The sequence below is a fragment of the Mesobacillus subterraneus genome, from assembly GCF_000934845.1.
GTDB classification, from domain to species: domain Bacteria; phylum Bacillota; class Bacilli; order Bacillales; family Cytobacillaceae; genus Mesobacillus; species Mesobacillus stamsii.
In genome coordinates, this window is the sequence record NZ_JXIQ01000112.1 from 1 (window position 1) to 21370 (window position 21370).

The following is a 21370-nucleotide window of genomic DNA, read 5'->3' on the forward strand; positions in this document are numbered from 1 at the left end:
TCTGGAGTGGAAATCGATTATCAGCCAAACCCAAAAAAGGACCGGGCGCAGTTTGCCCGGTTTTTCTTATGAAAAAATTTTTTGTTCAGATGAGGCAAAGTGTCTAACGACCAATGCGCAGTCCTATTATAAAGATCAAAATAAATGATATAATAAAAGTTAAAATCGCTCATATATTGATAGAGAGAATAGCAATACTTGTTGACACGAATAAGGGGGGATTCATCTGCGAACGTTAGGAAGGATATTGGTGTTTGTTGCAATCTTTCTTTTAATAGGTTTATACATCGGTTATAACGAAGAAAAAAATAATGATTTAGTAGTCGAACAGAAACCAGCTTCTAAAGTGGATGAAACTCTTGAACACGAGATCAAAGAACAAAAAATCAGCAATGGCGTTGAACAGCCGCAGCAAGGTTTAGCCTCTTTATTGGGAAAAGACATTGATGGACTAAAAGAGGTTCTTGGCAATCCAGATAGAGTGGACCTATCTGCATATGGTTTTCATTGGTGGATCTTCAACCAAGCCTCCGATCACTATATTCAAGCCGGTATCTTAAATGATAAGGTGGTCACAGCCTATGGGACAGGCCAGAAGGTGGACGTAATGCCATTTGAAATTGGCCAGCCGATCGAAGATATTTTTTCAATGAATGTGATTGAACCAGAAGTGACGTTCGAATATAATGGGAGCACTTTCAAATTCGAACTATCGGAACAGGATATGAACACAAGGCCACTCGTTAAGATGGGTGACTACTTCGTACAGCTTTATATCGATAAATTCACGAGTTCCGTATCAAGCATTCGGTATATGGATAAGGAGACAATCATTAAACAGCGGCCGTATGAGATGATTTACAGAGGAACGCTGGTCGATCCCCCTGCGTTAACCGAAAGCGACTGGGTTAGGGTGGAAGCTGGCCAGCAGAAACAAATTTTTGACATAACCAATGTGATCAGGGCGAGGCATAAACTCCCATTACTTGAGTGGGACGAAAAAACAGCAGAGGTGGCTTATGCCCACAGCAAAGATATGGCAATCGAAGATTATTTTTCTCATGAATCGGAAAAGTACGGCAATCTGTCAGAAAGACTAAGCGCGGCTGATATATTATATGAAGTGGCCGGGGAAAACATTGCGGCCAACTATATGGATGCGCCAGCGGTGGTAGAAGGCTGGCTGAATAGTGAACCTCACCGTGAGGCGCTATTAAATGAAGAATTTTCCCATCTAGGGGTAGGAGTATATCAAAACCATTATACCCAGAATTTTTTAAAAAAATGGAATCAACCGTAATGGCATCTCATATAGGTATTCTCCCGCCAAACTGGGTTCTAGAATAGAAAGTATAAAATTCACTTCGAGAATTGTCTGGTCATAGCCCCTCGAGTCGCTTGCTAGCTGCGGCACCTAACTCCTCGAGACATTGGAGGGCAGCCAATCATATTTTAAAGATGAGGATTAATAATAATGTGTTATCTGATGAAATGCCTGCATAAGGGTATCTTTCTGCTTGAAAGGTGCCCTTATAGAGGTAGAAATGCTCGCATAAGGGTATCTATCCGCTTGAAAGGTGCCCTTATGGTAGTTGTTACAGTAAAAAACCACGAACCATATAAAACTTGAGGAGTTGTGATTTCCAATTTTCTATATGTACATTCCTCTACTACATCTATCAATATTCTAAATAATTAAATTCATTTATTATTCTTTTCTTGATTTTTTAGAATTTTTTCTAATATTTCTTTTGTCGCAGATGCGTCTATCCCACGCTTTACTGCTAACTCTATGATTGCATATTGTACAAGGATCCTATTAAAATAAAAATAATAACCATGAAAATATCCATATAGTCCCCCCTTGTAAATTTTTTTATTCCTTCCAGTAAATATATATATTACTACTATAATAATTGAGGGTTCCAGAGAATAAAAGGATTACAAAAAAATTCGGGTTTTATTTGTGCTTTATTTATTAACATCAAACCACCTACTACATTTAAAGAACAATTGGAGTTGTATAAGAGTTGAAAGATGCACCTTCAAATTAGCAAATTTCGAAAGATTTTAGATACTGATTTTGCCACTTAGAAGTTTGAGAAGGCATAGTTATCAAGAAAAGGACGTTATTTTGATAGGTTTGGAGGGAGAAGAGGCAAACCTGTCAAGAAATCCTCGTTATTTTGATTCTCTTTGCGGTTTCCTCTTCCAGATGGAATCATTTATGCTGTTTTTCGATAACGAAAAAGCTTCCGGAAGAGTAGGCAATTTTTTTCCCGTCCGACCGGAATACATCTGCTTCAAGGACTAGGGTGCTTCTTCCTTTATGAATCAGCGAGGCTTTGCAATGGAGTTTATCGCCGATCCCCGGGGCAAGAAAATGGATGTTAAGCTGCGATGTCACTGCTGCGTAGCCGTCTGGAACCAATTTGTTCGCCAATGTTCCCATTGTTGTATCCAGTAAAGTGGCGGTAAATCCCCCATGAACTATCCCTAGTGTATTGTCAAGTACGCTTGTAATTGGAATATCAATTTCGCATGTTTGATCATCGAGTCTCCGATCCATATGCATCAGGCCATCGATATACGTGCTATTCTTGCCGCCCAATTTATTCTTGATTCCGGTGAGCACAGTTTGAAGTGCTGCTAATTCCTGTTCACCCGAATGCGAGATGCATTCGTCCAAAAGTTGATGTAAATCTTTTTTCACTATGATTAACCTCTTTCTAAATGGCTCTGCTTCTGTGATTCTAATCCTTATTTTATCAAAGCCTAATTGTTGTTTCTACTTTACCAAAATTGATTGCGATTGGGAACTATCCGATCTTCACCATTCATTGCAAGTGTCATATGATATTATAGGCATTTGTGACACTGTGAGGTGAAAAGCATGGCGAAAAAGAAACTTCATCCCTCTGTTGAAAAGTTCAAGGAATTTGTCAAAGAACACCCGGACCTGGCACAGCAAGTACGGAAGGGGGAAACGACCTGGCAGGAAATGTTCGAGGAATGGTACTTGCTTGGGGAAGACGACCCAAGATGGAATACTATTTCAGATAACATAAAGGACAAGAAAAACGAAGACAAGGAACAGAAAACGGATTGGCTCGGTACCATTATGGGGGCAGTGAAAAATATGGACCCCGCTCAGGTGCAAGGGCAGATGAACAATATCAGTCAGGCACTCGGAGCGATCCAGGGCGTGCTTTCCCAGTTCCAGGGGAAAGCAGGCGGGTCTCAAGGGTCAAACAATTCAGGTCCCTCCAATCCCTTTTCATTTAGGAAGGATTAGAATGGAGGCCGAAAAAGATGCGAAGAGATGTGATGGATCAGTTGCGATCAAATAAGGAATTGATTGAGTTTGTCCGGGCACAGCCCCATTGGTACAGGAAGCTGAGCCGGGATCCTAAGAGTTTGCATGCAGCGCAAATTGCGGCCCTGCATCATTTTAAAAAAACCATCCCCCATCGAGTTCAGAAGTTCTCCAATAATGTACAAATGGCATCGATGATGATGCAGATGTTCTCGACGATGAATTCACAGTCATGATAAAGCTTTCTGCTCGAATAGGCAGTGGTTTCTTTTACGTGTACCGGCCTGCGGACCAGAAAGCTTAGCTTTTCTGGCAGTTTCATGGTAAAATGGGTTCGGAGGTGAGATAGCATTGCTTGCTGTTACATCAGAAAGAGTCTTATTAATGGAAGAAGCTGAACAGTTAGTCAGCATGATTTTACAATCAGATATTGCCGAATATTATCGGGAATGCTTATATAAGGTTAAAACCAATGCCGAAACACAAAGGAAGGTCCGTGAATTTGTCGATATGAAGGATCGCTATGAAGAGGTCCAGCGTTTCGGGAAATACCATCCTGATTACAAGGATATCATGGGCAAGATCCGTCTTGTTAAAAGAGAGCTCGATATTGATTTGGTAATTGCTGAATTCAAGAAAGCGGAAAATGATTTACAAAGCCTTCTTGATGAAGTAAGCGTCATAATCGGCAGATCTGTTTCCGACAGTGTGAAAGTACCAACTGGAAACCCGTTTTTTGAAAGCTCCTGCAGTGGGGGATGCGGCAGCGGAGGAAGCTGCGGATGTTCCGCCTAACAGAAAAAGCATGGGAATCCCATGCTTTTTTCTTTACAGAAAAAGACGAACATGATTGAAAAAACAGGTTTTTGTATGCTAGACTAGTACAAAGGAAACGGTTACCGAAGGGGAAAAGAATATGATAGGACAGAGGCAGGGAATCATTGTATGGCTGTATTCGTTGAAACAGGCCAAGATGCTCAGACGATTTGGCAATGTCCATTTTGTCTCTAAAAAGTTAAAATATGCTGTTATTTATTGCAATCTCGACGAGACAGAAGGACTTATGGAAAAGATTCAATCCTATTCTTTCGTAAAAAAGGTGGAACCTTCTTACAAACCATTTTTAAAAATGGAGTTTGAAAATACTTCCCCAGACAAGGCAAAAGAATATGACTATAAGATGGGAATATAACCATATCAAAAAAGGCAGGGGAATCCTTGCCTTTTTTTGAAGAATAAGCAAGAAAAACCAAAAATCCACCGCCTCTTAAAAACCCCGAAACTTTCCGCTAAAAACAAAACCTTGAGCCACTTAGGCTCAAGGCTTCCTTCCATGCACCGCAATGGCGCTGAAGGCAAAGGGAGAGGAGAAACCGGAGGAAGAACTTATGGGGAAACGTAAGTCTTCTCCGCGGTTGGCAACAACATCCTCAAATTGATGTTGTTACTCGTTATTCTTTCCATAATAGGAAGGGATATACATTGTTTGGTTAATTTTTTCGATGTGTGATAGGATAAGGGAGTATTTTTTGGAGTTCAATGTGAAAAAGCTTACATAATTAAGGAGCAAAAAAATGAGAGTTGTATCAGGTGATTTTAAGGGCAGAATGTTGAAAGCTGTGCCCGGGACTGCTACTAGGCCGACTACTGATAAAGTAAAGGAAGCTTTGTTCAATATGATAGGTCCTTATTTTACAGGGGGCGTTGGGCTTGATTTATTTGCCGGCAGTGGAGGCTTGGGAATCGAGGCACTTAGCAGAGGACTGGATCAGGTCATTTTTGTTGACCGTGATGGAAAGGCGATTCATGTTATAAATGAAAACTTAAAATCTTGTGGTCTGGAACAGAAAGCAGAGGTTTATCGAAACGATGCAATCAGAGCCTTGAAGGCGATTCAAAAAAGAAAACTGGTGTTTGATTTCGTTTTCCTGGACCCTCCTTACCAAAAACAACAGCTGGTGCTGCTAATGGAAATGATCGACAAAGAGGGGCTTATTCAACAGGAAGGAATGGTTATTTGTGAACATTCCTCCTCTATCAGCCTGCCTGAAAAAATAGGGAAATTAGTGCAAACTAGAAATGAATCTTATGGTATTATCGGAATAACACTATATAAAATGCAAGCAGAAGATGAGGGGGAAGTATAGTGGCAAGAGTTGCTGTTTGTCCAGGCAGTTTCGACCCTATTACATACGGGCACTTGGATATCATCACAAGGGCTGCGAAGGTGTTCGATGAACTTTATATCGTCGTGTTGAATAATTCTTCAAAGCAACCGCTATTTTCAGTAGAAGAAAGAATGGACTTGATAAACCAGGTCACCAAACGGATTCCAAATGTAAAAGTAGATTCCTTCCAGGGACTGCTGGTTGATTATGCCGATGGTGTCCATGCCCAGGCGATCATCAGGGGGTTGCGTGCCGTTTCGGATTTCGAGTATGAAATGCAAATCACTTCAATGAACAGAGTTTTGGATGACAAAATTGAAACGTTTTTCATCATGACGAATAACCAATACTCATTTTTAAGTTCCAGCATTGTGAAAGAAGTTGCCAAGTACGGTGGAAAAATCTCCGAATTGGTTCCTGATGAAGTCGAAGAAGCCTTACTGAAAAAATTCGATGATGATAAGAAAAACGGAAATGACTTAAGGTGTTAGGGGTCTTTAAGATGATTTTAGCGTATAAATATACGGTAAATCACCCGTTTCAAATAGAATTTGGTGCTGGATAAAAAATAACGGACAGAGATGTCCGTTATTTTTTATCCAGGAGTCGGATCCCGAGAATCCAAATATAAACAAGCAAACTGCCAATCGTGATCAATGGTCCTGCTGTAACAATGCGGCTGTATGTGTCGGCAAGGCGGCTTCCTTCTGAAGTGAAGTATTCCATTACCGGCAATACGTTTGACGGTTGTTCATCCTGAAAAAAGCGTTCATAAACAGGCTTCCAAAGGAGAAAAGCATAAAACGCAGCAAAGAATCCTTGAGCGATTCGCGCGAAAAAGAATGGCTGAAAGCGGATATCTGTCTGTGCGAGAATGCTAGCTACCTGTGCCTGAACACTAAAACCGCTGAATGCAAGGATGAAGCTTGTGATGATAGCCTGATGCATTAAGGTTGCGTCCTGAACCTGGCTGGTCATCTGACTGCCAAGTGTTATCTCGAATAATCCGGATATGAATGGCAGGCTGAGCATACCTGTCATTCCGAGCATTACGAGGATGTCTTCCAGAAATTTAGCAAGGAATACAGTAATATGCAGGTGAAATAATAGTTTGTTAATAACGGAGAACAAGATGATGAATCCCCCGATCATCAACAGTGTTTGGATGGAAGACGTTACGGCATCTCCGAGAAGCTTTCCGATTGGCCGGTTGTCCTGGACCCTAGCTCTATGCAATGCAGCAAAGGCATCCCTTAGCGATATTTTTGGCTTTTTATCTGTTGTAGTACGTTCTTCGCTCCTCCCATAAAATCTCATCATCAATCCGACGCTGATGTTGCCCAGATAATGTGCCAGCGCAAGGATGACCCCAAGATGGACATTGTAAAAGAAGCCGACTGAAACTGCTCCGAAAATAAACAGCGGATTAGATGAATTTGTGAAAGAAACTAGTCGTTCTGCTTCAATTTTTGATAGCTGTCCTTCCTGACGCATCCTTGCCGTCAGCTTCGCTCCTGCTGGAAATCCCGAAGCGATCCCCATCGCCCAGACAAATCCGCCTACCCCCGGTACTTTAAAAAGCGGTCTCATCAAAGGCTCGAGAAGTATCCCAATAAAACGGACGACTCCAAGTCCAATCAGCATTTCGGATACGATGAAAAAAGGAAGGAGGGAGGGGAAGACAATTTCCCACCACATATTCAATCCCCTAATGGAAGCATCAAAGGATTCCTGGGGAAAGATGATGAGTGAAACAGCCAGAAAGGTGACGGAGGCTGCAAGGAAAAGGGTTTTTAATCTCGATTTTAGCACGTACAAATCTCCTTCCTACGGTCTTGCTGTGAAACTTTTTTAATCAATGGTAAAATAAAGTGATCTTAGCGGCCGATCATTTTTCAAGCCAGCTGGATCTATGTACATGGAAGGCTGTTATATTTAGTAAAAATTCCTTTTTTTAAAAAGGCCGGTTCTCACCACCAGTTATCCTAAAAAAATGATCAGTTTTCAGCCTTGTCCTCATATAAATCAATATACTCGCTAAACTTCAATTTAGACCAAGTTTGCGATGTATCAAAAAAACATGAGTATAAGGGAGGGAAGAGCTTTGACAAGACCACAAATCGGTTTAGCCCTTGGTTCTGGTGGTGCACGAGGATTTGCCCATTTAGGTGTCATAAAGGTCCTTCGGGACGAGGGTATCCCCATTGATTTAATAGCTGGAAGCAGCATGGGGGCTCTTGTTGCTGCATTCTACGGTGCAGGGCTGGACGTGGAACGGCTTTATAAATTATCAAAGGTATTCAAACGGAAATATTATCTTGATTTTACAGTTCCGAAGATGGGATTTATTGCAGGGAAAAGAGTCAAAGAGCTCATCAGAATTTTTACACACGGCAAAATGATTGAGGAACTGGATATCCCCATTGGAATTGTAGCAACAGATCTTATGTCGGGTGAGAAGGTAGTATTCAAACAGGGCCCAGTTGCGGAAGCGGTAAGGGCTAGTATTGCAATACCGGGTATTTTTGTGCCGGAGAAACTTGGTGGCCGCTTATTTGTTGATGGCGGAGTCGTGGACCGGATCCCCGTTTCAGTTGCCAAGGAAATGGGAGCAGATATCGTCATCGCCGTTGATGTTTCGAATGTGAAAATCAACGAGGAAGTGACTTCCATATTTGACGTAATCATGCAAAGTATCGATATTATGCAGATGGAGCTAGTTGCCAATCGCGAGGTTGCCTCAGATGTGATGATCCGACCGCCCGTTGAGATGTTTAACTCAAAAGCATTTACGAATATCGAAGAAATCATTACAATTGGTGAAGAAGAAGCAAGAAAGCATATCGATAAAATTAAACAAACCATTGGACAATGGAGGGGGCCCCAAACAGAATGAGCAGAAAGACATCGATAGGCATTTCTATATTGACAGCTATTTTCATTATTGTGAGTTCATTTTATTATTTACCATACTATGTAACGAAGCCCGGAATGGCAAAAGAGCTGGAACCGATCGTTGAGGTGGAAGGCGGTAATGACGAGGAAGGCAATTTCATGCTGACAACCGTCCGGATGGGCAGGGCTAATATTTATGCTTACGTCATCGCTAAGGTAAGTAAATACCAGGAAATTTATCCTGTTGAAGAGATCAGGGCAGCGGATGAATCAGATGAAGAATACAATATTCGCCAACTTCACATGATGGATAATTCTAAGACAGCAGCAATCGAGGTTGCCTATAAAAAAGCTGGAAAGCCTGTTGACTATACGTATAAAGGCGTTTATGTGCTTAGAACGATGGAAGGAATGCCAGCGGATGGGAAATTGAAGCCAGGAGACCTCGTCTACAAAGTGGATGATACTGCATTTTCTTCATCAGATGAATTCATTAAATACATTAGTACAAAAAAGCCAGGCGATACTGTAAATCTTGCATACAAGCGCAACGGGAAAACAAATCAGGTAAAAATCCCGTTAAAGGCTCTTGATGATGGAAGCAATCGTCCAGTAGTAGGTATTCAGCTTGTCGATGATAAAGAAATAAATGTTGAACCAGCTGTAACAGTTCAATCTGATGAAATCGGCGGACCATCAGCTGGGTTAATGTTTTCATTGGAAATCTACAATCAATTGGTCGCGGAGGATTTAACAAAAGGATATGAGATAGCTGGCACCGGAACGATGAGCCCCGATGGTACGGTTGGAAGAATCGGCGGAATCCAGCAAAAAGTAGTAGCAGCGGATAAGGCAGGTGCGGAATTCTTTTTTGCACCATTTGAAAAAGGAATGAAAGGCTCAAACTACGAAGAAGCACTGATTGCGGCAAAAGATATCAAAACGAATATGAAAATCATTCCAGTCGATACTTTCGATGAAGCTGTATCCTATCTGGAGAATCTAAAAGAAAAATCACGCTGAACAGCGTGATTTTTCTAGCTTCGCATAATAGGCGGCTGTGCGAACTCTTCAGCAAGCAGCTTTTCCTGGCTATTGCCATTTTGGGCAAGTGCATAAATTTTGGCAGCTTTGATATCGAGCTCGAGATCAGGACCTGAAAATGCGGATAACCTGGAGATAACTGGCAGGCTGAAATCCTTTTTCCTATAGTTCAAGTAGGCACGTCCTTTTTCAGTTGCTCCTAATAATCTCAAATAATCTGCCGTCCTTTTGGAGGTTTCCATTTGCTTCTTACGCGTATTGGTTAAAATATGTAGGCAAACTCTTTGCAGCCTGGTCCATGTATATCGTTTCGTTTTAATGGCTTCCATGAACTGTTGGAAGGTGTTAGCGGTTGACGCAGCGGCAATCAATCGATTTTCCAGTCCCTCTTCGACTTCATAGAACTCTTTAATCTCATCAGGACCGCATTGCATTAGCTTGTATTTTAATAACGGCCAGTAATTTTCCCATGAATGGAAGCCACCGTACTCCCTCTTGTACTGGATCAAATAGCTGTAGGTTGATTCGGGAACGTATTGCCTGATGGCTTCCATTTCACCGGCAGCACCGAACAATGCCTTGCGGATGCTGGTCGCGCTGGCGATGGTGGCAGAAGCGAAGTACTCATCATGATAGCCGGAGCTTTTTCTCGTAATCGTCTGTGCCTCCATGGGACTCTCCTGTCTTAGGATCGCCTGCATGTAATGCATTCCCAAAATGTTATTTGGCTGAGAAAGATCAACGAAGTTTTCTGAAGGAAAAAGGGATTGAAATGCAAGCGCGATTGATTTAGGGTAGCTATTTCCTTCCGCTGAATATAGCCTGATTTTTTCCTGGAATCGATCATCGTTTTCTGCAAGGAAGGCAATCGTCCGTTTGAAAGTCTCCAGGTCACCTGATTCACTTCCGAAACAGAGTATGTCAGCCCCGGCTGCAGACAGGATAGAAACAGCTCCTTCAGCGAAAACTTCAGCATGCTGAGTCGCATACCGGTATGGTAGCTCAAACACAATATCTACACCGGCAGCCAGTGCCATCTTTGTCCTGGCCCATTTGGAGACTAGCGCAGGTTCTCCTCGCTGAAGGAAATTTCCGCTCATTGCGGCAATAGCTATATCAGCATCGAATTGTTTTTTTGCCTGGTGGACATGGAACAGATGGCCATTATGGAAAGGATTATATTCAACGACAACGCCAACAGCTTTCATTCTTGTACCCCTTCGTGTTATGATGTATCTTGCATTGTTTGGAAGTTTAATTTATTGTATTTATGTAAATTATAGTGTAAAGAAAAAATATTGACAAATGATTACGCAAAGGGCTATAATTACTTTTGTTGCCTTGGGGTGATTTTATGAAATGGACAATAAGTCAGATACAAAAACATCGAAATAAGGACTTTCTAATTGACGAGTTTGTTCGAATGGACTCCATTATGGAAACAGAACCTACCATCCGAAAGGTATCTCCCATCCATCTAACCGGTAGGGCGGATATCAGTGCTACTAGAGTGACATTCCATATTCGGATTGATGGTCATCTGATCCTGCCTTGTTCACGGACACTGGTTGATGTAAAATATCCAATAGATGTGGAAACTACTGAAACTTTCATGCTAAACAGCTACGATTATGAGGCTGACGAGGAAGTTCATCAAGCAACAGGCGATGTCATTGATCTTGAACCAATCATTAGGGAGATATTACTGGTGGAAGTGCCCATCCAAGTATTCTGCGATGATAACACTGGTCAAGAAGGCGCACCCCAGTCAGGTAAGGGTTGGGAAGTAATCGAGGAACAGGAGAAATCCGAAAAACTTGATCCCCGGCTTGCCGGACTTGCAAAATTCTTTGAGGATTCCAAGGATTCCTCTGACTAACGAATGAAAAAAGAGCGTGGAGGTCCAGAAAAGGACTGGCCTTCATAAACTTTCTTATTCCTTTTAAGGAGGTGGGAAGAATGGCTGTACCATTTAGAAGAACATCTAAAACTGCGAAAAGAAAACGCCGTACTCATTTTAAATTACAAGTTCCGGGTATGGTAGCATGCCCTAACTGCGGTGAAATGAAACTTGCTCACCGTGTGTGCAAAGCTTGCGGAACATACAAAGGAAAAGAAGTTGTCAATGACTAATCTTCTTTCGAAAAAAGCACAGGATGCAGATGCATCCTGTGCTTTTTTGCATTATCGGAAATGTTACAATAGAGGGGCTAGTATGATACGAGGAGGGGAAAGATGGACTCTTACATAATTTCACAAGAAAGTATCGGAATACTGTGTTTTACGATCAACAGACCTGCCAAGAGAAATGCGATTAATTTTGAAATAATGGCAGGTCTGGAAAAAGCGATAGAAATGGCTTCTGACCCTGAAGTTAAAGTATTTGCCATTATAGGAGCAGGCGACGCTGCTTTTTGTTCGGGAGGGGACCTGGTTGCCTTTCACCAATTGAAGACGGAGGAACAGGCGTATGGAATGCTATCGCGGATGGCGGAGATTTTATATAAGCTGCTGACACTGCCTAAACCAACCATTGCAATTCTCAATGGTACAGCTGTTGGAGGAGGTTGTGAAATAGCTGCAGCCTGCGATTTCAGGATCGGTAAGGCGGGAATAAAAGCGGGTTTTGTCCAGGGAAACCTGGCGATCACCACTGGCTGGGGAGGAGGCTCTATCCTTTTGGAAAAGCTTCCTCATGCTGCAATGAAAATGCTTATGGATGCAAAAATTCATACTGCAGAAGAACTCTTTGAACTTGGATTTTTGCATGATATTTATATGGAAGACCCTATTGATGCTTGTCGCATGTTCATGAAAGAAAGCTTAAAAAAAGAGACAACTGTACTAGCAGCTTATAAATCATTAATGAATAAAAAATGGGAGCTATTAGCAATGAGAGAGAGGATGGCAGCAGAAGCGAAAAGATGCGCTGTGTTATGGGAAGATGAAGCCCATAACAAAAAAGTGGATGAATTCATCAGCAAAAAAAAATAATATTGGCTGATATATCATTCTATCTTTCCTATTAGAGGCATAAGAATGAATAAAAACAATAGGAGGGATTTTCTGATGCCACTAACCCGTCAGGATGCCTGGTCACAGGACGAAGACTTATTGCTTGCTGAAGTAGTATTGCGCAATATCCGCGAAGGCGGCACGCAATTGAAAGCTTTTGAGGAAGTTGGAAAACAGCTGTCAAGAACGGCCGCCGCCTGTGGTTTTCGCTGGAATTCTTATGTGAGGAAGCAATATAAATCGGGAATTGAACTAGCTAAAAAGCAGCGAAAGGAAGCAAACAAGCAAGGAAAAGAACAGGGAATAACGGGAGCTGCTCAAACACAGGCTAAGGCAAACGATGCACCTGACATGGTTCAAGAAAAACAGAAAAAGGATGTAAATTTAAGTATGGAAGCAGTAAAACAGTATCTTGATGAGCTCTACCAAAAAGCGGGAACCCTTAACAGTCAAGATGATCAGCAAGAAAAAATTCATAGCCTAGAAAAGCAAATCTATTACTTGTCTGCAGAAAATGAAAAATTAGAGACAAAGCTGAAATCGATGGAAGAGGACTATCGTGCTCTGATTGATATTATGGAGCGAGCCAAAAAAAGAGTCGGTTCAAAGGACGAAGAAAAACAGCAGAAAATGAATTTTCAAGTGGAGGGAAAGGGAAACCTGGAAAAGGTTGAAAAATAAATAATAAGTCGCCTGCCAGAACTGGCAGGCGCTATTAATTTAGAATGGCTAGACTTGTTCTGTTACACCGGCAGGATACCAGACAAGCGGATTTTCACCGCGGTCTCTTTCCACATCGTAATGAACAGGGGTAAAGCCCATCTTTTCCCAGAATTCTTGAGATTTTATCCGAGGATTTGTCTTAATTGGCAGGCCAAGGCTTTTTGCAAATTCAACGAGTGCTGTGCCATAACCATTTCCCTGGTAATCCGGCAATACCTCCAGCTTCCAGAGCTCCAAATAATCCTGAGAAGGCTCAAAGTAGCGGTCAAACTGTTTCTTTACCTGATATAAGCTCATGCGCGCGACAAGTTTGTCGCCGAAATAAATACCGTAGAACGGCGAATCGCTATCATTTTCTACGATATTCGCTTCCAGATCCTCCAGCATGGACAGCTCCTGGTGCCCATACTCCTTGAATTTCTTAAATTCTTCTAATGTCTTATAATTAATTTTAAGTTTCTCTACTTTCACCATGAACACTCCCCTGCCTAGCCGCCGATCATCCATAATTTCTAATCTGAATTTGGCAGCTGGATTTTTACATTTGTTATTATTATATTATAAAAACATGAAAAATTCTGCATTTAAATATTAGAAAGTGATTCTATTTTTTGCGGGATCGATTGCTTCAAATTATCTCCGTTTTATTAAATGAAAAATCGGTATTCCTTTCTTCCATTGACGTCTTTGTTTCTGCTAAAATAGGACTAAAGATGTAACGGTTGCTTCCTATGTGATTGATTTTTAAGTGGTACACAATATAGAGGAGTGCAAGCACGTTCAATGAGGGGATTTCTATGAAGATAGCGATAATTGGCGGCGGTTCATTAGGTTTACTATTTTCCTACTACCTTGGATTTCAAAACGAAGTTTGCATTTACACGCGGACAAAGGAGCAGGCAGACGAGATCACGAAAAACGGACTGCATCTTATAAAAGACGGCATAGCTCTGCAACCGCTGAAAATTGCCGCTGCTGGCATCCAAGATTGGCGAGGAAAAGAACAGGTAACGATAGTGGCTGTGAAACAATACCAGCTTTCTGGACTAATGGAGGAACTGAAGGCAAATGTGGAAGATAGTATTCTATTCCTGCAAAACGGCTACAGTCATATTGAGATGATCTCGGAGATCCAGGCGCAGAATATTTTTGTGGGATCGGTCGAACATGGAGCTGTTAGGGTAAACGCCTACACTGTTCAGCACAATGGCAGCGGAGTCACCAGAACAGCAGTTTTCCGAGGAGAATCCCATCTTCTCAGAGAACTAGCAAAGAATGCTCCTGCCGACTTTCCAGTTCTATTGGAACCAGATTATAATGAGATGCTTATCAAAAAATTGGTGGTTAACGCAGTCATCAATCCGTTGACTTCCGTTCTGCAAGTCAGGAATGGTGAACTGGTCGATAATCCTTTTTACTTTGAAATCTTCAAGCAACTTTTTTTAGAATGTGCCCTTGTCCTTGGCCTCGACCAGGAGGAAGTTTACCTTCAAAATCTGATAACAGTATGTAAAAAAACGGAATACAACCATTCTTCAATGTATAAGGATATGGAAAATGGCAGACCGACTGAGATTGACGCTATCCTCGGCTACTTGCTCGAATTATCAAAAAATAAAAAGATGAAAGCTCCATTAATACATAACTATTATCATTGCATCAAGGGGAAGGAACAAGAAAGGGAGGGAGGATGATGTCTGAGTTCTTCTCTGTAATTGTCGCCATATTGATTACAGTGCCAATCGTTGGCTATCTCGCTGTTTTCATCATCACTAAGCAAATCACTGGAAACCATCGTCTGTCTGTCAATCTAGCTATTGATTTCAGCACGTTATTGCTTGTACTGTCTGTTCATTTTTTGATTGTTACGATTTGGGGAAAATCGTATTTTTGGCTTTTATTGATTATTTTGTTTGGTTTGGCGGCCGTTTTTGTCTGGCTTCATTGGCAATATAAACAGGAGATTGTTCTGTCAAAAGTTTTTAAAGGGTTTTGGCGATTGAATTTTCTGCTTTTTAGTTCAGCCTATATCATTCTTGTGTTAGTTGGATTATATAAGCGACTGATATTCTTGTTTGCTTGACTTGATGTTGGACCGAATGTTTAGTGGTCCAACATTTGTTGTTTCTTCGGAAAATAGCTTAAGTTAGTTGCGGAGGAATGTTAGAAATTTCGGAAGGCAAAGTTTTTTCATTTCATTTCAAACAATGCTATACTCATTACAGTGAAAATTGTTAACGAGAAAGGAAGTACAGATTAATGGAGATGTTGAATCTCTCACTTCCGGCCGCGAACCGGTTTGCGACAGATTACCTTGCTGGGAACCCTGAACTTCAGCGGTTCTTTCATTATCCTTATACGGTTGCGAATTCATACGTTCATCGGCTGGATGAATTGAAAAATAGAAGCTTTATGAGACAGGAAATTGCTGATCATATTCAAAATCTGATGTCACGTTACCCAGATTCTGATCGAATTGCTGAGAATATCGAGAAGCTCAGGAAAGAAAACAGCGTTGCCGTCATTGGCGGCCAGCAGGCTGGTATCCTGACAGGCCCGCTCTATACGATTCATAAAGTGATTTCCATTATTAAGCTTGCTGAACAAAAAGAGCAGGAACTTGGCGTCCCAGTCGTCCCGGTATTTTGGATTGCCGGAGAAGATCATGACTACCATGAAGTCAATCATGTATACATCATGAAGGACAACAGGCAGGAGAAGTGGATCTACCCGGAAAAAAGTCTTGAGAAACAGATGATTTCCGAAGTGTGTATCAACCGTGATTTGTGTTATTCCTGGGTGGAGGAAATCATCGAAACTTACGGCGAAACAAAATACACGAAAGAAATATTAGCCTTTGCGATGGAATCATTGAAGAAAGCCGAATCGTTCGTGGACTTTTTTGCTACCATCATAATGGAGCTTTTCAAGGACTCAGGTCTGTTGATTGTTGACTCCGGAAATAAAGACTTGCGGAAGCTTGAAAAAGAGTACTTTATCAAACAAATTAAAAATCATCGTGAAATTACTTCTGCGGTCCTTGATCAACAGGAAAATACGAAGGCAGCTGGCTTTGCTAAAATGATAGAAATCAATGAAAATACTGCTAACCTCTTCTTTTATGATGAACGGGAAAATCAGCGGATTTTGCTTCAATTCGACCCTGAAAGTAGAAAATTTGCAGGAAAAAACGGCGAAGTCAGCTTTACATATGATGAATTGATGGAGATTGCGAGTGAGTTTCCGGAAAAACTCAGCAATAATGTCGTTACCCGTCCGATAATGCAAGAATTGCTTTTCCCAACAATTGCTTTCATTGGAGGTCCTGGAGAAATCGCCTACTGGGCAGAGCTAAAGCTTGTTTTCGAGCATTTTGGTCTCAAAATGCCTCCGCTTGTCCCAAGATTGAATATCACCTTATTGGAAAGGGCGATCGAATCGGATCTTGATGAATTGAATCTGGACTTGAAAGAAGTGTTGATTTCAGGCACAAGCGGACATGAACTCGAGTTCATCGATGCACTGAAGGATCGGGAAATAGAGGAGTTATTTGCTCAGGTGAAGAGCATGCTGGCAGGTCAATATCAACTTATCCGTGAAAAATCAAACGAAATCGATCCGGTATTAATGCCGATGCTGCAAAAGAATGAATCGATTTTGCTGAATCAAATCACCTTAATGGAAGATAAAATCAAAGAGGCAATTTTCCGCAAGCACGATCATATTCTAAAAAAGTTTTCAAGAGTAGAGAACGCGCTGAGACCTGGCGGGGCGCCTCAGGAAAGAGTCTGGAATCCATTCTACTATCTAAACAAATATGGATTGGATCTTGTACCTGAATTAGCAAAGCTGGATTATCAGTTCGATGGTACCCATAAAATCATAAAATTGTAAAATTAGCGCTCCATCCTTTCCGGATGGAGCTTATTTTTTTATAGAAAGAAAAGGATTTCGTGTTTGCATAGAGAATATTTAAAATACGGTGGTGAAAAGTGGGGGAATGTGGTACATTATATTTAGAAAGTGGGGGTAGTGGCATGTTCATGGGTGAATACCATCACAATGTTGATAGCAAAGGCCGATTGATCATCCCTGCCAAGGTCCGTGAACACCTGGGTGAAATGTTCATTCTTACCCGTGGGCTTGACCAGTGTTTATTTGGCTATCCCGTTTCTGAATGGTCAGTGATTGAGGAAAAGTTAAAAGGGCTTCCGCTGACGAAAAAAGATGCACGTGCATTTACCCGATTTTTCTTTTCGGGTGCTACCGAGAGTGAAATTGACAAACAGGGGAGAGTCAATATTCCTTCCCCGTTGATGCATTACGCCAAGCTTGAGAAAGAATGTGTGATTTTAGGTGTTTCCAGTCGAATTGAAATTTGGAGCAAAGCCATCTGGGAAGAATATTTCGCAGAATCTGAGGAATCTTTTGCTGAAATTGCGGAAAATATGATTGGATTTGATATTTAAGGGTAACATTATTCTGATATAATATTACCTGCTCCTCGATTGGAAAGGTGGATTTTAATGTTCAAACATACAACAGTGTTATTGGAAGAAACAGTAGACGGGCTCGATATCAAGCCTGACGGTACATACGTGGATTGCACTCTCGGTGGCGCAGGCCACAGTGAATTGATTTTGTCCAAGCTATCAGAAAATGGTAAGCTATACGCGTTTGACCAGGACGATGTCGCCATTGCAAATGCGAAAGAGAAGCTTGCTCCGTATGGGGACAGACTGACAATCATTAAAAGCAACTTTCTTCACCTAAAGGACGAGCTTGAAAACCAAGGGATAATGGAAGTGGATGGGATCCTTTACGATCTCGGAGTCTCTTCTCCCCAGCTTGACACGCCAGAGCGTGGCTTTAGTTATCATCATGATGCCCCGCTTGATATGCGGATGGACCAGGATGCGCCATTATCTGCTTATCATGTAATAAATGAGTGGCCCTATGAGAAATTGGTCAAAATCTTTTTTCAGTACGGGGAAGAAAAATTTTCAAAACAAATTGCAAGAAAGATTGAAGCTGCGCGCGAAAATGCTCCTATTAAAACTACTAGTGAGCTTGTTGAGTTGATCAAGGATGCGATACCAGCACCTGCCAGAAGAAAAGGCGGTCACCCGGCGAAAAGAGTTTTCCAAGCTGTGAGAATCGCTGTTAACGATGAACTTCGTGTCTTTGAAAAATCACTGGAACAGGCAATCGAACTTCTTTCCGTAGGAGGAAGAATCAGTGTTATCACCTTTCATTCACTTGAAGACAGGATTTGTAAGGTTACCTTAAAAAAAGCTAGTGAAACACCATCGCTTCCACATGGACTGCCGATCATTCCGGATGAGTTTCAACCTAAATTGAAGCTGATTACCAGAAAACCAATTCTTCCGTCCGAGGAAGAGCTGGAATTCAACAACCGGGCAAGATCTGCGAAACTGCGGATCGCTGAAAAAGTAAAAATGTAAATTATGCCTAAAAAATTTCAGGAGGGGAAAAAATGAGCAATCTGGCTAGAAAATTGCAGCAAGAACAACAGCAGCAAACGGTTCAGGTACCGGCAAAAGCGCCGGAAAAACGTCATTCGATACTTACGCCCGGCGAAAAATTTCTGATGTTTGTGTTCGGGGTAACTGTTTGCTTCGGCGCAACATTCATGGTTTCAAAACAGGCAGCTATTTACGAAGTCAACAAAGAAATCCAACTCGTTGAAGGCAATATTCAGAAACAGCAAAAGATTAATAGTGATCTTGAAAACCAGATTAGCGAATTAAGTACCTATGAAAGAATCAAACAGGTGACAGAAAAGCTCGGTCTAACATTGAATGAAAACAATGTTAAAGGTGTGGAAAACTGATGGGCAAGAAACAGCCAAATATGAATGCAGGAGCAGCGGTATTATTCGTAATATTTAGCCTGCTCTTTTTTATCTTGTTATTCAGGTTTGTCTCCATCCAGGTCACAGGTGAAGTTCATGGACAAGCACTGGCAGCAAGAGCACAGCAAAAATATTCCAATGAAAAAGTGATTGAGGCTGTCAGGGGGACGATTTTTGACCGCAAAGGCGAAGTAGTTGCAGAAGACACCACTTCCTATACGCTGGTCGCCATCCTTGATGAATCGGTTACAACAAATAAAAATAAGCCACAACACGTAAAGGATCCGGAGAAAACAGCCGCTGTACTGGCGAAGTATCTTGATATGAGCGAATCTGATATCTACAAGCGGTTAACAAAAGAAGGGGCATGGCAGGTTGAATTTGGAAATGCCGGCCGGGATATTTCTTATAAAACGAAACAGGAGATGGAAGCAGAAAAGCTTCCAGGAATAACTTTTTTACAAGATTCAAAACGGTTTTACCCGAACGGTATATTTTCATCTCACTTGGTAGGCTTTGTCGAAAAGAAAGAAATAGATGATCAGAAGTCAATTTCCGTTGGAAAACTTGGCATTGAGGAAGCGATGAACGAGGAATTGACTGGTGAGAACGGTTCGATTAACTTCAAAAGTGACTTATGGGGATTGCTGCTTCCTGATGCGGAAGAAAAAATTACTCCGGCAAAAGATGGCGATGATATTTATTTAACGATTGATAAGAAAATCCAAACATTTGCTGAAGATGCTGTCGAGCGGGTGGATAAAGAATATCAGCCGAAAAAAATTCTCGTGGTGGTTGCTGACCCGAAAACAGGTGATATCCTTGCGATGGCACAACGGCCAAGCTTCCACCCGTCCACTAGAGAAGGTTTGGATCAGAGCTGGCATAATGAGATTGTAGAAACACCGATTGAGCCAGGCTCGACGATGAAAATATTCACGCTTGCAGCGGCAATTGAGGAAAACAAATGGAATCCAAATGAGAAGTATAAGTCTGGGTCCTATAACGTAACGGAAAACTCGGTGCCCATCGGAGATCACAACAACCGCCAGGGGTGGGGGATGATTTCTTATCTAGAAGGGATACAGCGGTCTTCCAATGTTGCAGCTGCTAAGCTTGTCAATGAGAAAATTGGTACTGATAAGTTTCGTGAATACTTGACTGATTTTGGCTTTGACGAGCCAACTGGCATTGACCTCCCAAACGAAGCTGTAGGAAAAATCCAGTATCAATATCCAGTTGAAAAAGTGACGGTTGCTTATGGCCAGGGATCGACGTTTACCCCGATCCAGTTAATTCAGGCTGCCACCGCGGTAGCAAACGAAGGGAAAATGATGAAACCGCGGGTAATTGATAAGATCGTTGATCCAAATACTGGAAAAGTCATTAATCAGCAAAAGCCTGAGACTGTGGGCCAGCCGATCTCAGCTGCGACAGCAAAGGAAGTAAGAGACGTATTAGGCACGGTGATAACAGGGGAACATGGAACTGGGAAATCTTATGCCATCGATGGATATGAAGTTGCTGGAAAAACGGGAACAGCCAATATTACGGAAAACGGAAAATATTTAAGCGGCGAAAGTAATTACTTGTTTTCGTTTCTTGGCATGGCTCCAAAGGACGATCCTAAGCTGATTGTCTATGTCGCTGTCCAGCAGCCAAATATTGACCAATACTATAAAGGTTCCATTCCTACATCCATGATCTTTAAGTCTGTTATGCAAAGTAGCCTTCAATATTTAAATATCAAACCTGCCACTAGGGAGAAAGCTGATTCCAGTCCAATTCCGGATGTAACAGGAATGGAACCAGGAGAAGCGAAGACGTTGCTAGAGTCGAAAGGATTTCAGACTGTAGTCATTGGAGATGGGAATAAGGTGCAGAATCAATTGCCAGGTGGCGATATTGTAGCTCTTGAAGGCGAAAAAATCATCGTGAAAACTTCGGGTGCTATGACCTATCCTGACATGACAGACTGGTCGCTAAGGGATGTCATGAAGCTTGCCCAGCTAACCGGGGTTAAGTTGAATAAAGCCGGGAGCGGATATGTAACAAGTCAGAGCCTAAAACCTGGTTTGCCGATCAAGGAAGGCGAAAACCTTATTGTTCAGCTCGAAACGCCGCTGCAGCAATTCGAAAAATCTTTAAAAAAACCAGAAAAAACAGAGGAAGTTGGCGGCTAAGCCAGTCCTCTGTTTTTTCATGATAAAAAAGAAAGGCTAACGACTAACATTTTAACGGATTTCCGAAAGAAGTCTCCCATCCTCAAGGAATGGGAAGGGCTAAAGCCCAATGAGTAGGTGGGAGATGAATTTTGGTTGGCTTTAGCCAAAG

The 21370-nt window shown here is 41.8% G+C and carries 24 protein-coding genes; 20 read left to right on the forward strand and 4 right to left on the reverse strand.

Features of this window, described 5'->3' with window-relative positions:
* Window positions 1-250 precede the first annotated feature (250 nt).
* Window positions 251-1300, forward strand: coding sequence for a CAP domain-containing protein (locus UB32_RS14455; protein WP_241768519.1), 1050 nt, complete (start codon window positions 251-253; stop codon window positions 1298-1300).
* Window positions 1301-2221: 921 nt separating this feature from the next.
* On the opposite strand, the gene UB32_RS14460 is transcribed toward UB32_RS14455, so the two are convergent.
* Window positions 2222-2713 carry a PaaI family thioesterase gene (locus UB32_RS14460; protein ID WP_044394813.1) on the reverse strand — a complete coding sequence of 164 codons (492 nt, stop codon included), beginning with the start codon at window positions 2711-2713 and terminating at the stop codon, window positions 2222-2224.
* A 180-nt stretch (window positions 2714-2893) separates the two neighbouring features.
* Here UB32_RS14460 and UB32_RS14465 point away from each other — a divergent pair, with 180 nt between their 5' ends.
* The 6 genes from UB32_RS14465 (at window position 2894) to coaD (ending at window position 5975) form a co-directional block, all read left to right on the forward strand.
* Window positions 2894-3295 (forward strand): YlbD family protein, encoded by a 402-nt coding sequence (locus tag UB32_RS14465; RefSeq protein WP_044394815.1) that lies wholly within the window; start codon window positions 2894-2896, stop codon window positions 3293-3295.
* 17 nt (window positions 3296-3312) lie between these two features.
* Entirely contained in the window at window positions 3313-3552 is a 240-nt protein-coding gene (locus tag UB32_RS14470) for a YlbE-like family protein (RefSeq protein ID WP_044394818.1), read from the forward strand.
* 148 nt (window positions 3553-3700) lie between these two features.
* On the forward strand, window positions 3701-4111 hold the full coding sequence (locus UB32_RS14475) for a YlbF family regulator (RefSeq protein WP_044394860.1): 411 nt from the start codon (window positions 3701-3703) through the stop codon (window positions 4109-4111).
* Between the two features lie 121 nt (window positions 4112-4232).
* Window positions 4233-4508: a YlbG family protein gene (locus UB32_RS14480; protein ID WP_044394821.1), complete on the forward strand. Its 276-nt coding sequence runs from the start codon at window positions 4233-4235 to the stop codon at window positions 4506-4508.
* Window positions 4509-4890: 382 nt separating this feature from the next.
* Window positions 4891-5463, forward strand: coding sequence for a 16S rRNA (guanine(966)-N(2))-methyltransferase RsmD (gene rsmD / locus UB32_RS14485; protein ID WP_044394823.1), 573 nt, complete (start codon window positions 4891-4893; stop codon window positions 5461-5463).
* Complete coding sequence (gene coaD / locus UB32_RS14490; RefSeq protein ID WP_044394825.1) at window positions 5463-5975, forward strand: pantetheine-phosphate adenylyltransferase; 513 nt, start codon at window positions 5463-5465, stop codon at window positions 5973-5975. The genes rsmD and coaD overlap by 1 nt, the downstream gene beginning before the upstream one ends.
* Window positions 5976-6072: 97 nt before the next feature.
* Here the strand turns inward: coaD and ylbJ are convergent, their stop codons facing one another.
* On the reverse strand, window positions 6073-7296 hold the full coding sequence (ylbJ, locus tag UB32_RS14495; RefSeq protein WP_044394827.1) for a sporulation integral membrane protein YlbJ: 1224 nt from the start codon (window positions 7294-7296) through the stop codon (window positions 6073-6075).
* 268 nt (window positions 7297-7564) lie between these two features.
* Here ylbJ and UB32_RS14500 point away from each other — a divergent pair, with 268 nt between their 5' ends.
* The gene (locus UB32_RS14500; RefSeq protein WP_198528206.1) at window positions 7565-8380 is read left to right on the forward strand and encodes a patatin-like phospholipase family protein; all 816 of its coding nucleotides are present in this window, start codon (window positions 7565-7567) and stop codon (window positions 8378-8380) included.
* Window positions 8377-9402, forward strand: a complete 1026-nt coding sequence (locus UB32_RS14505) for a SepM family pheromone-processing serine protease (RefSeq protein ID WP_044394831.1) — start codon at window positions 8377-8379, stop codon at window positions 9400-9402. The genes UB32_RS14500 and UB32_RS14505 overlap by 4 nt, the downstream gene beginning before the upstream one ends.
* A 14-nt stretch (window positions 9403-9416) precedes the next feature.
* Here UB32_RS14505 and UB32_RS14510 read toward each other — a convergent pair whose 3' ends face one another.
* Window positions 9417-10631 carry a nucleotidyltransferase gene (locus UB32_RS14510; RefSeq protein WP_044394833.1) on the reverse strand — a complete coding sequence of 405 codons (1215 nt, stop codon included), beginning with the start codon at window positions 10629-10631 and terminating at the stop codon, window positions 9417-9419.
* 146 nt (window positions 10632-10777) lie between these two features.
* Here UB32_RS14510 and UB32_RS14515 point away from each other — a divergent pair, with 146 nt between their 5' ends.
* The 4 genes from UB32_RS14515 (at window position 10778) to UB32_RS14530 (ending at window position 13119) form a co-directional block, all read left to right on the forward strand.
* Window positions 10778-11302, forward strand: a complete 525-nt coding sequence (locus UB32_RS14515; protein WP_044394835.1) for a YceD family protein — start codon at window positions 10778-10780, stop codon at window positions 11300-11302.
* Between the two features lie 80 nt (window positions 11303-11382).
* Window positions 11383-11556: a 50S ribosomal protein L32 gene (gene rpmF, locus UB32_RS14520; protein WP_023615018.1), complete on the forward strand. Its 174-nt coding sequence runs from the start codon at window positions 11383-11385 to the stop codon at window positions 11554-11556.
* A gap of 102 nt (window positions 11557-11658) precedes the next feature.
* Window positions 11659-12417: an enoyl-CoA hydratase/isomerase family protein gene (locus tag UB32_RS14525; protein ID WP_044394838.1), complete on the forward strand. Its 759-nt coding sequence runs from the start codon at window positions 11659-11661 to the stop codon at window positions 12415-12417.
* A gap of 75 nt (window positions 12418-12492) precedes the next feature.
* Window positions 12493-13119, forward strand: a complete 627-nt coding sequence (locus UB32_RS14530) for an RsfA family transcriptional regulator (protein ID WP_044394840.1) — start codon at window positions 12493-12495, stop codon at window positions 13117-13119.
* Window positions 13120-13167: 48 nt separating this feature from the next.
* Here UB32_RS14530 and UB32_RS14535 read toward each other — a convergent pair whose 3' ends face one another.
* A complete protein-coding gene (locus tag UB32_RS14535; RefSeq protein ID WP_044394842.1) occupies window positions 13168-13635 on the reverse strand; it encodes an N-acetyltransferase in 468 nt (155 codons plus the stop codon).
* 323 nt (window positions 13636-13958) lie between these two features.
* Here UB32_RS14535 and UB32_RS14540 point away from each other — a divergent pair, with 323 nt between their 5' ends.
* From UB32_RS14540 to UB32_RS14570, 7 genes are all read left to right on the forward strand, one after another.
* Entirely contained in the window at window positions 13959-14855 is an 897-nt protein-coding gene (locus tag UB32_RS14540; RefSeq protein ID WP_044394844.1) for a 2-dehydropantoate 2-reductase, read from the forward strand.
* A complete protein-coding gene (locus UB32_RS14545; protein ID WP_347230920.1) occupies window positions 14852-15244 on the forward strand; it encodes a DUF3397 domain-containing protein in 393 nt (130 codons plus the stop codon). Before UB32_RS14540 ends, UB32_RS14545 begins: the two co-directional genes overlap by 4 nt.
* Window positions 15245-15420: 176 nt before the next feature.
* Window positions 15421-17055, forward strand: coding sequence for a bacillithiol biosynthesis cysteine-adding enzyme BshC (gene bshC, locus UB32_RS14550; protein ID WP_044394848.1), 1635 nt, complete (start codon window positions 15421-15423; stop codon window positions 17053-17055).
* Between the two features lie 143 nt (window positions 17056-17198).
* Complete coding sequence (mraZ, locus tag UB32_RS14555) at window positions 17199-17630, forward strand: division/cell wall cluster transcriptional repressor MraZ (RefSeq protein WP_044394850.1); 432 nt, start codon at window positions 17199-17201, stop codon at window positions 17628-17630.
* 57 nt (window positions 17631-17687) lie between these two features.
* Entirely contained in the window at window positions 17688-18626 is a 939-nt protein-coding gene (gene rsmH / locus UB32_RS14560; RefSeq protein ID WP_044394852.1) for a 16S rRNA (cytosine(1402)-N(4))-methyltransferase RsmH, read from the forward strand.
* Between the two features lie 32 nt (window positions 18627-18658).
* The gene (gene ftsL, locus UB32_RS14565; protein WP_044394854.1) at window positions 18659-19015 is read left to right on the forward strand and encodes a cell division protein FtsL; all 357 of its coding nucleotides are present in this window, start codon (window positions 18659-18661) and stop codon (window positions 19013-19015) included.
* Window positions 19015-21219: a penicillin-binding protein gene (locus UB32_RS14570; RefSeq protein WP_044394857.1), complete on the forward strand. Its 2205-nt coding sequence runs from the start codon at window positions 19015-19017 to the stop codon at window positions 21217-21219. The genes ftsL and UB32_RS14570 overlap by 1 nt, the downstream gene beginning before the upstream one ends.
* The last annotated feature ends 151 nt before the right edge of the window (window positions 21220-21370 follow it).

Coding starts and splice junctions, on each gene's coding strand:
- UB32_RS14475 (WP_044394860.1), top strand. CDS start 3,701: ATGGAAGAAGCTGAACAGTTAGTCAGCATGATTTTACAATCAGATATT.
- UB32_RS14470 (WP_044394818.1), top strand. CDS start 3,313: ATGCGAAGAGATGTGATGGATCAGTTGCGATCAAATAAGGAATTGATT.
- UB32_RS14515 (WP_044394835.1), top strand. CDS start 10,778: ATGAAATGGACAATAAGTCAGATACAAAAACATCGAAATAAGGACTTT.
- UB32_RS14530 (WP_044394840.1), top strand. CDS start 12,493: ATGCCACTAACCCGTCAGGATGCCTGGTCACAGGACGAAGACTTATTG.
- UB32_RS14540 (WP_044394844.1), top strand. CDS start 13,959: ATGAAGATAGCGATAATTGGCGGCGGTTCATTAGGTTTACTATTTTCC.
- UB32_RS14545 (WP_347230920.1), top strand. CDS start 14,852: ATGATGTCTGAGTTCTTCTCTGTAATTGTCGCCATATTGATTACAGTG.
- UB32_RS14480 (WP_044394821.1), top strand. CDS start 4,233: ATGATAGGACAGAGGCAGGGAATCATTGTATGGCTGTATTCGTTGAAA.
- bshC (WP_044394848.1), top strand. CDS start 15,421: ATGGAGATGTTGAATCTCTCACTTCCGGCCGCGAACCGGTTTGCGACA.
- UB32_RS14465 (WP_044394815.1), top strand. CDS start 2,894: ATGGCGAAAAAGAAACTTCATCCCTCTGTTGAAAAGTTCAAGGAATTT.
- UB32_RS14505 (WP_044394831.1), top strand. CDS start 8,377: ATGAGCAGAAAGACATCGATAGGCATTTCTATATTGACAGCTATTTTC.
- UB32_RS14500 (WP_198528206.1), top strand. CDS start 7,565: ATGAGTATAAGGGAGGGAAGAGCTTTGACAAGACCACAAATCGGTTTA.
- UB32_RS14510 (WP_044394833.1), bottom strand. CDS start 10,631: ATGAAAGCTGTTGGCGTTGTCGTTGAATATAATCCTTTCCATAATGGC.
- UB32_RS14535 (WP_044394842.1), bottom strand. CDS start 13,635: ATGGTGAAAGTAGAGAAACTTAAAATTAATTATAAGACATTAGAAGAA.
- rsmH (WP_044394852.1), top strand. CDS start 17,688: ATGTTCAAACATACAACAGTGTTATTGGAAGAAACAGTAGACGGGCTC.
- ftsL (WP_044394854.1), top strand. CDS start 18,659: ATGAGCAATCTGGCTAGAAAATTGCAGCAAGAACAACAGCAGCAAACG.
- UB32_RS14570 (WP_044394857.1), top strand. CDS start 19,015: ATGGGCAAGAAACAGCCAAATATGAATGCAGGAGCAGCGGTATTATTC.
- mraZ (WP_044394850.1), top strand. CDS start 17,199: ATGTTCATGGGTGAATACCATCACAATGTTGATAGCAAAGGCCGATTG.
- rsmD (WP_044394823.1), top strand. CDS start 4,891: ATGAGAGTTGTATCAGGTGATTTTAAGGGCAGAATGTTGAAAGCTGTG.
- UB32_RS14525 (WP_044394838.1), top strand. CDS start 11,659: ATGGACTCTTACATAATTTCACAAGAAAGTATCGGAATACTGTGTTTT.
- rpmF (WP_023615018.1), top strand. CDS start 11,383: ATGGCTGTACCATTTAGAAGAACATCTAAAACTGCGAAAAGAAAACGC.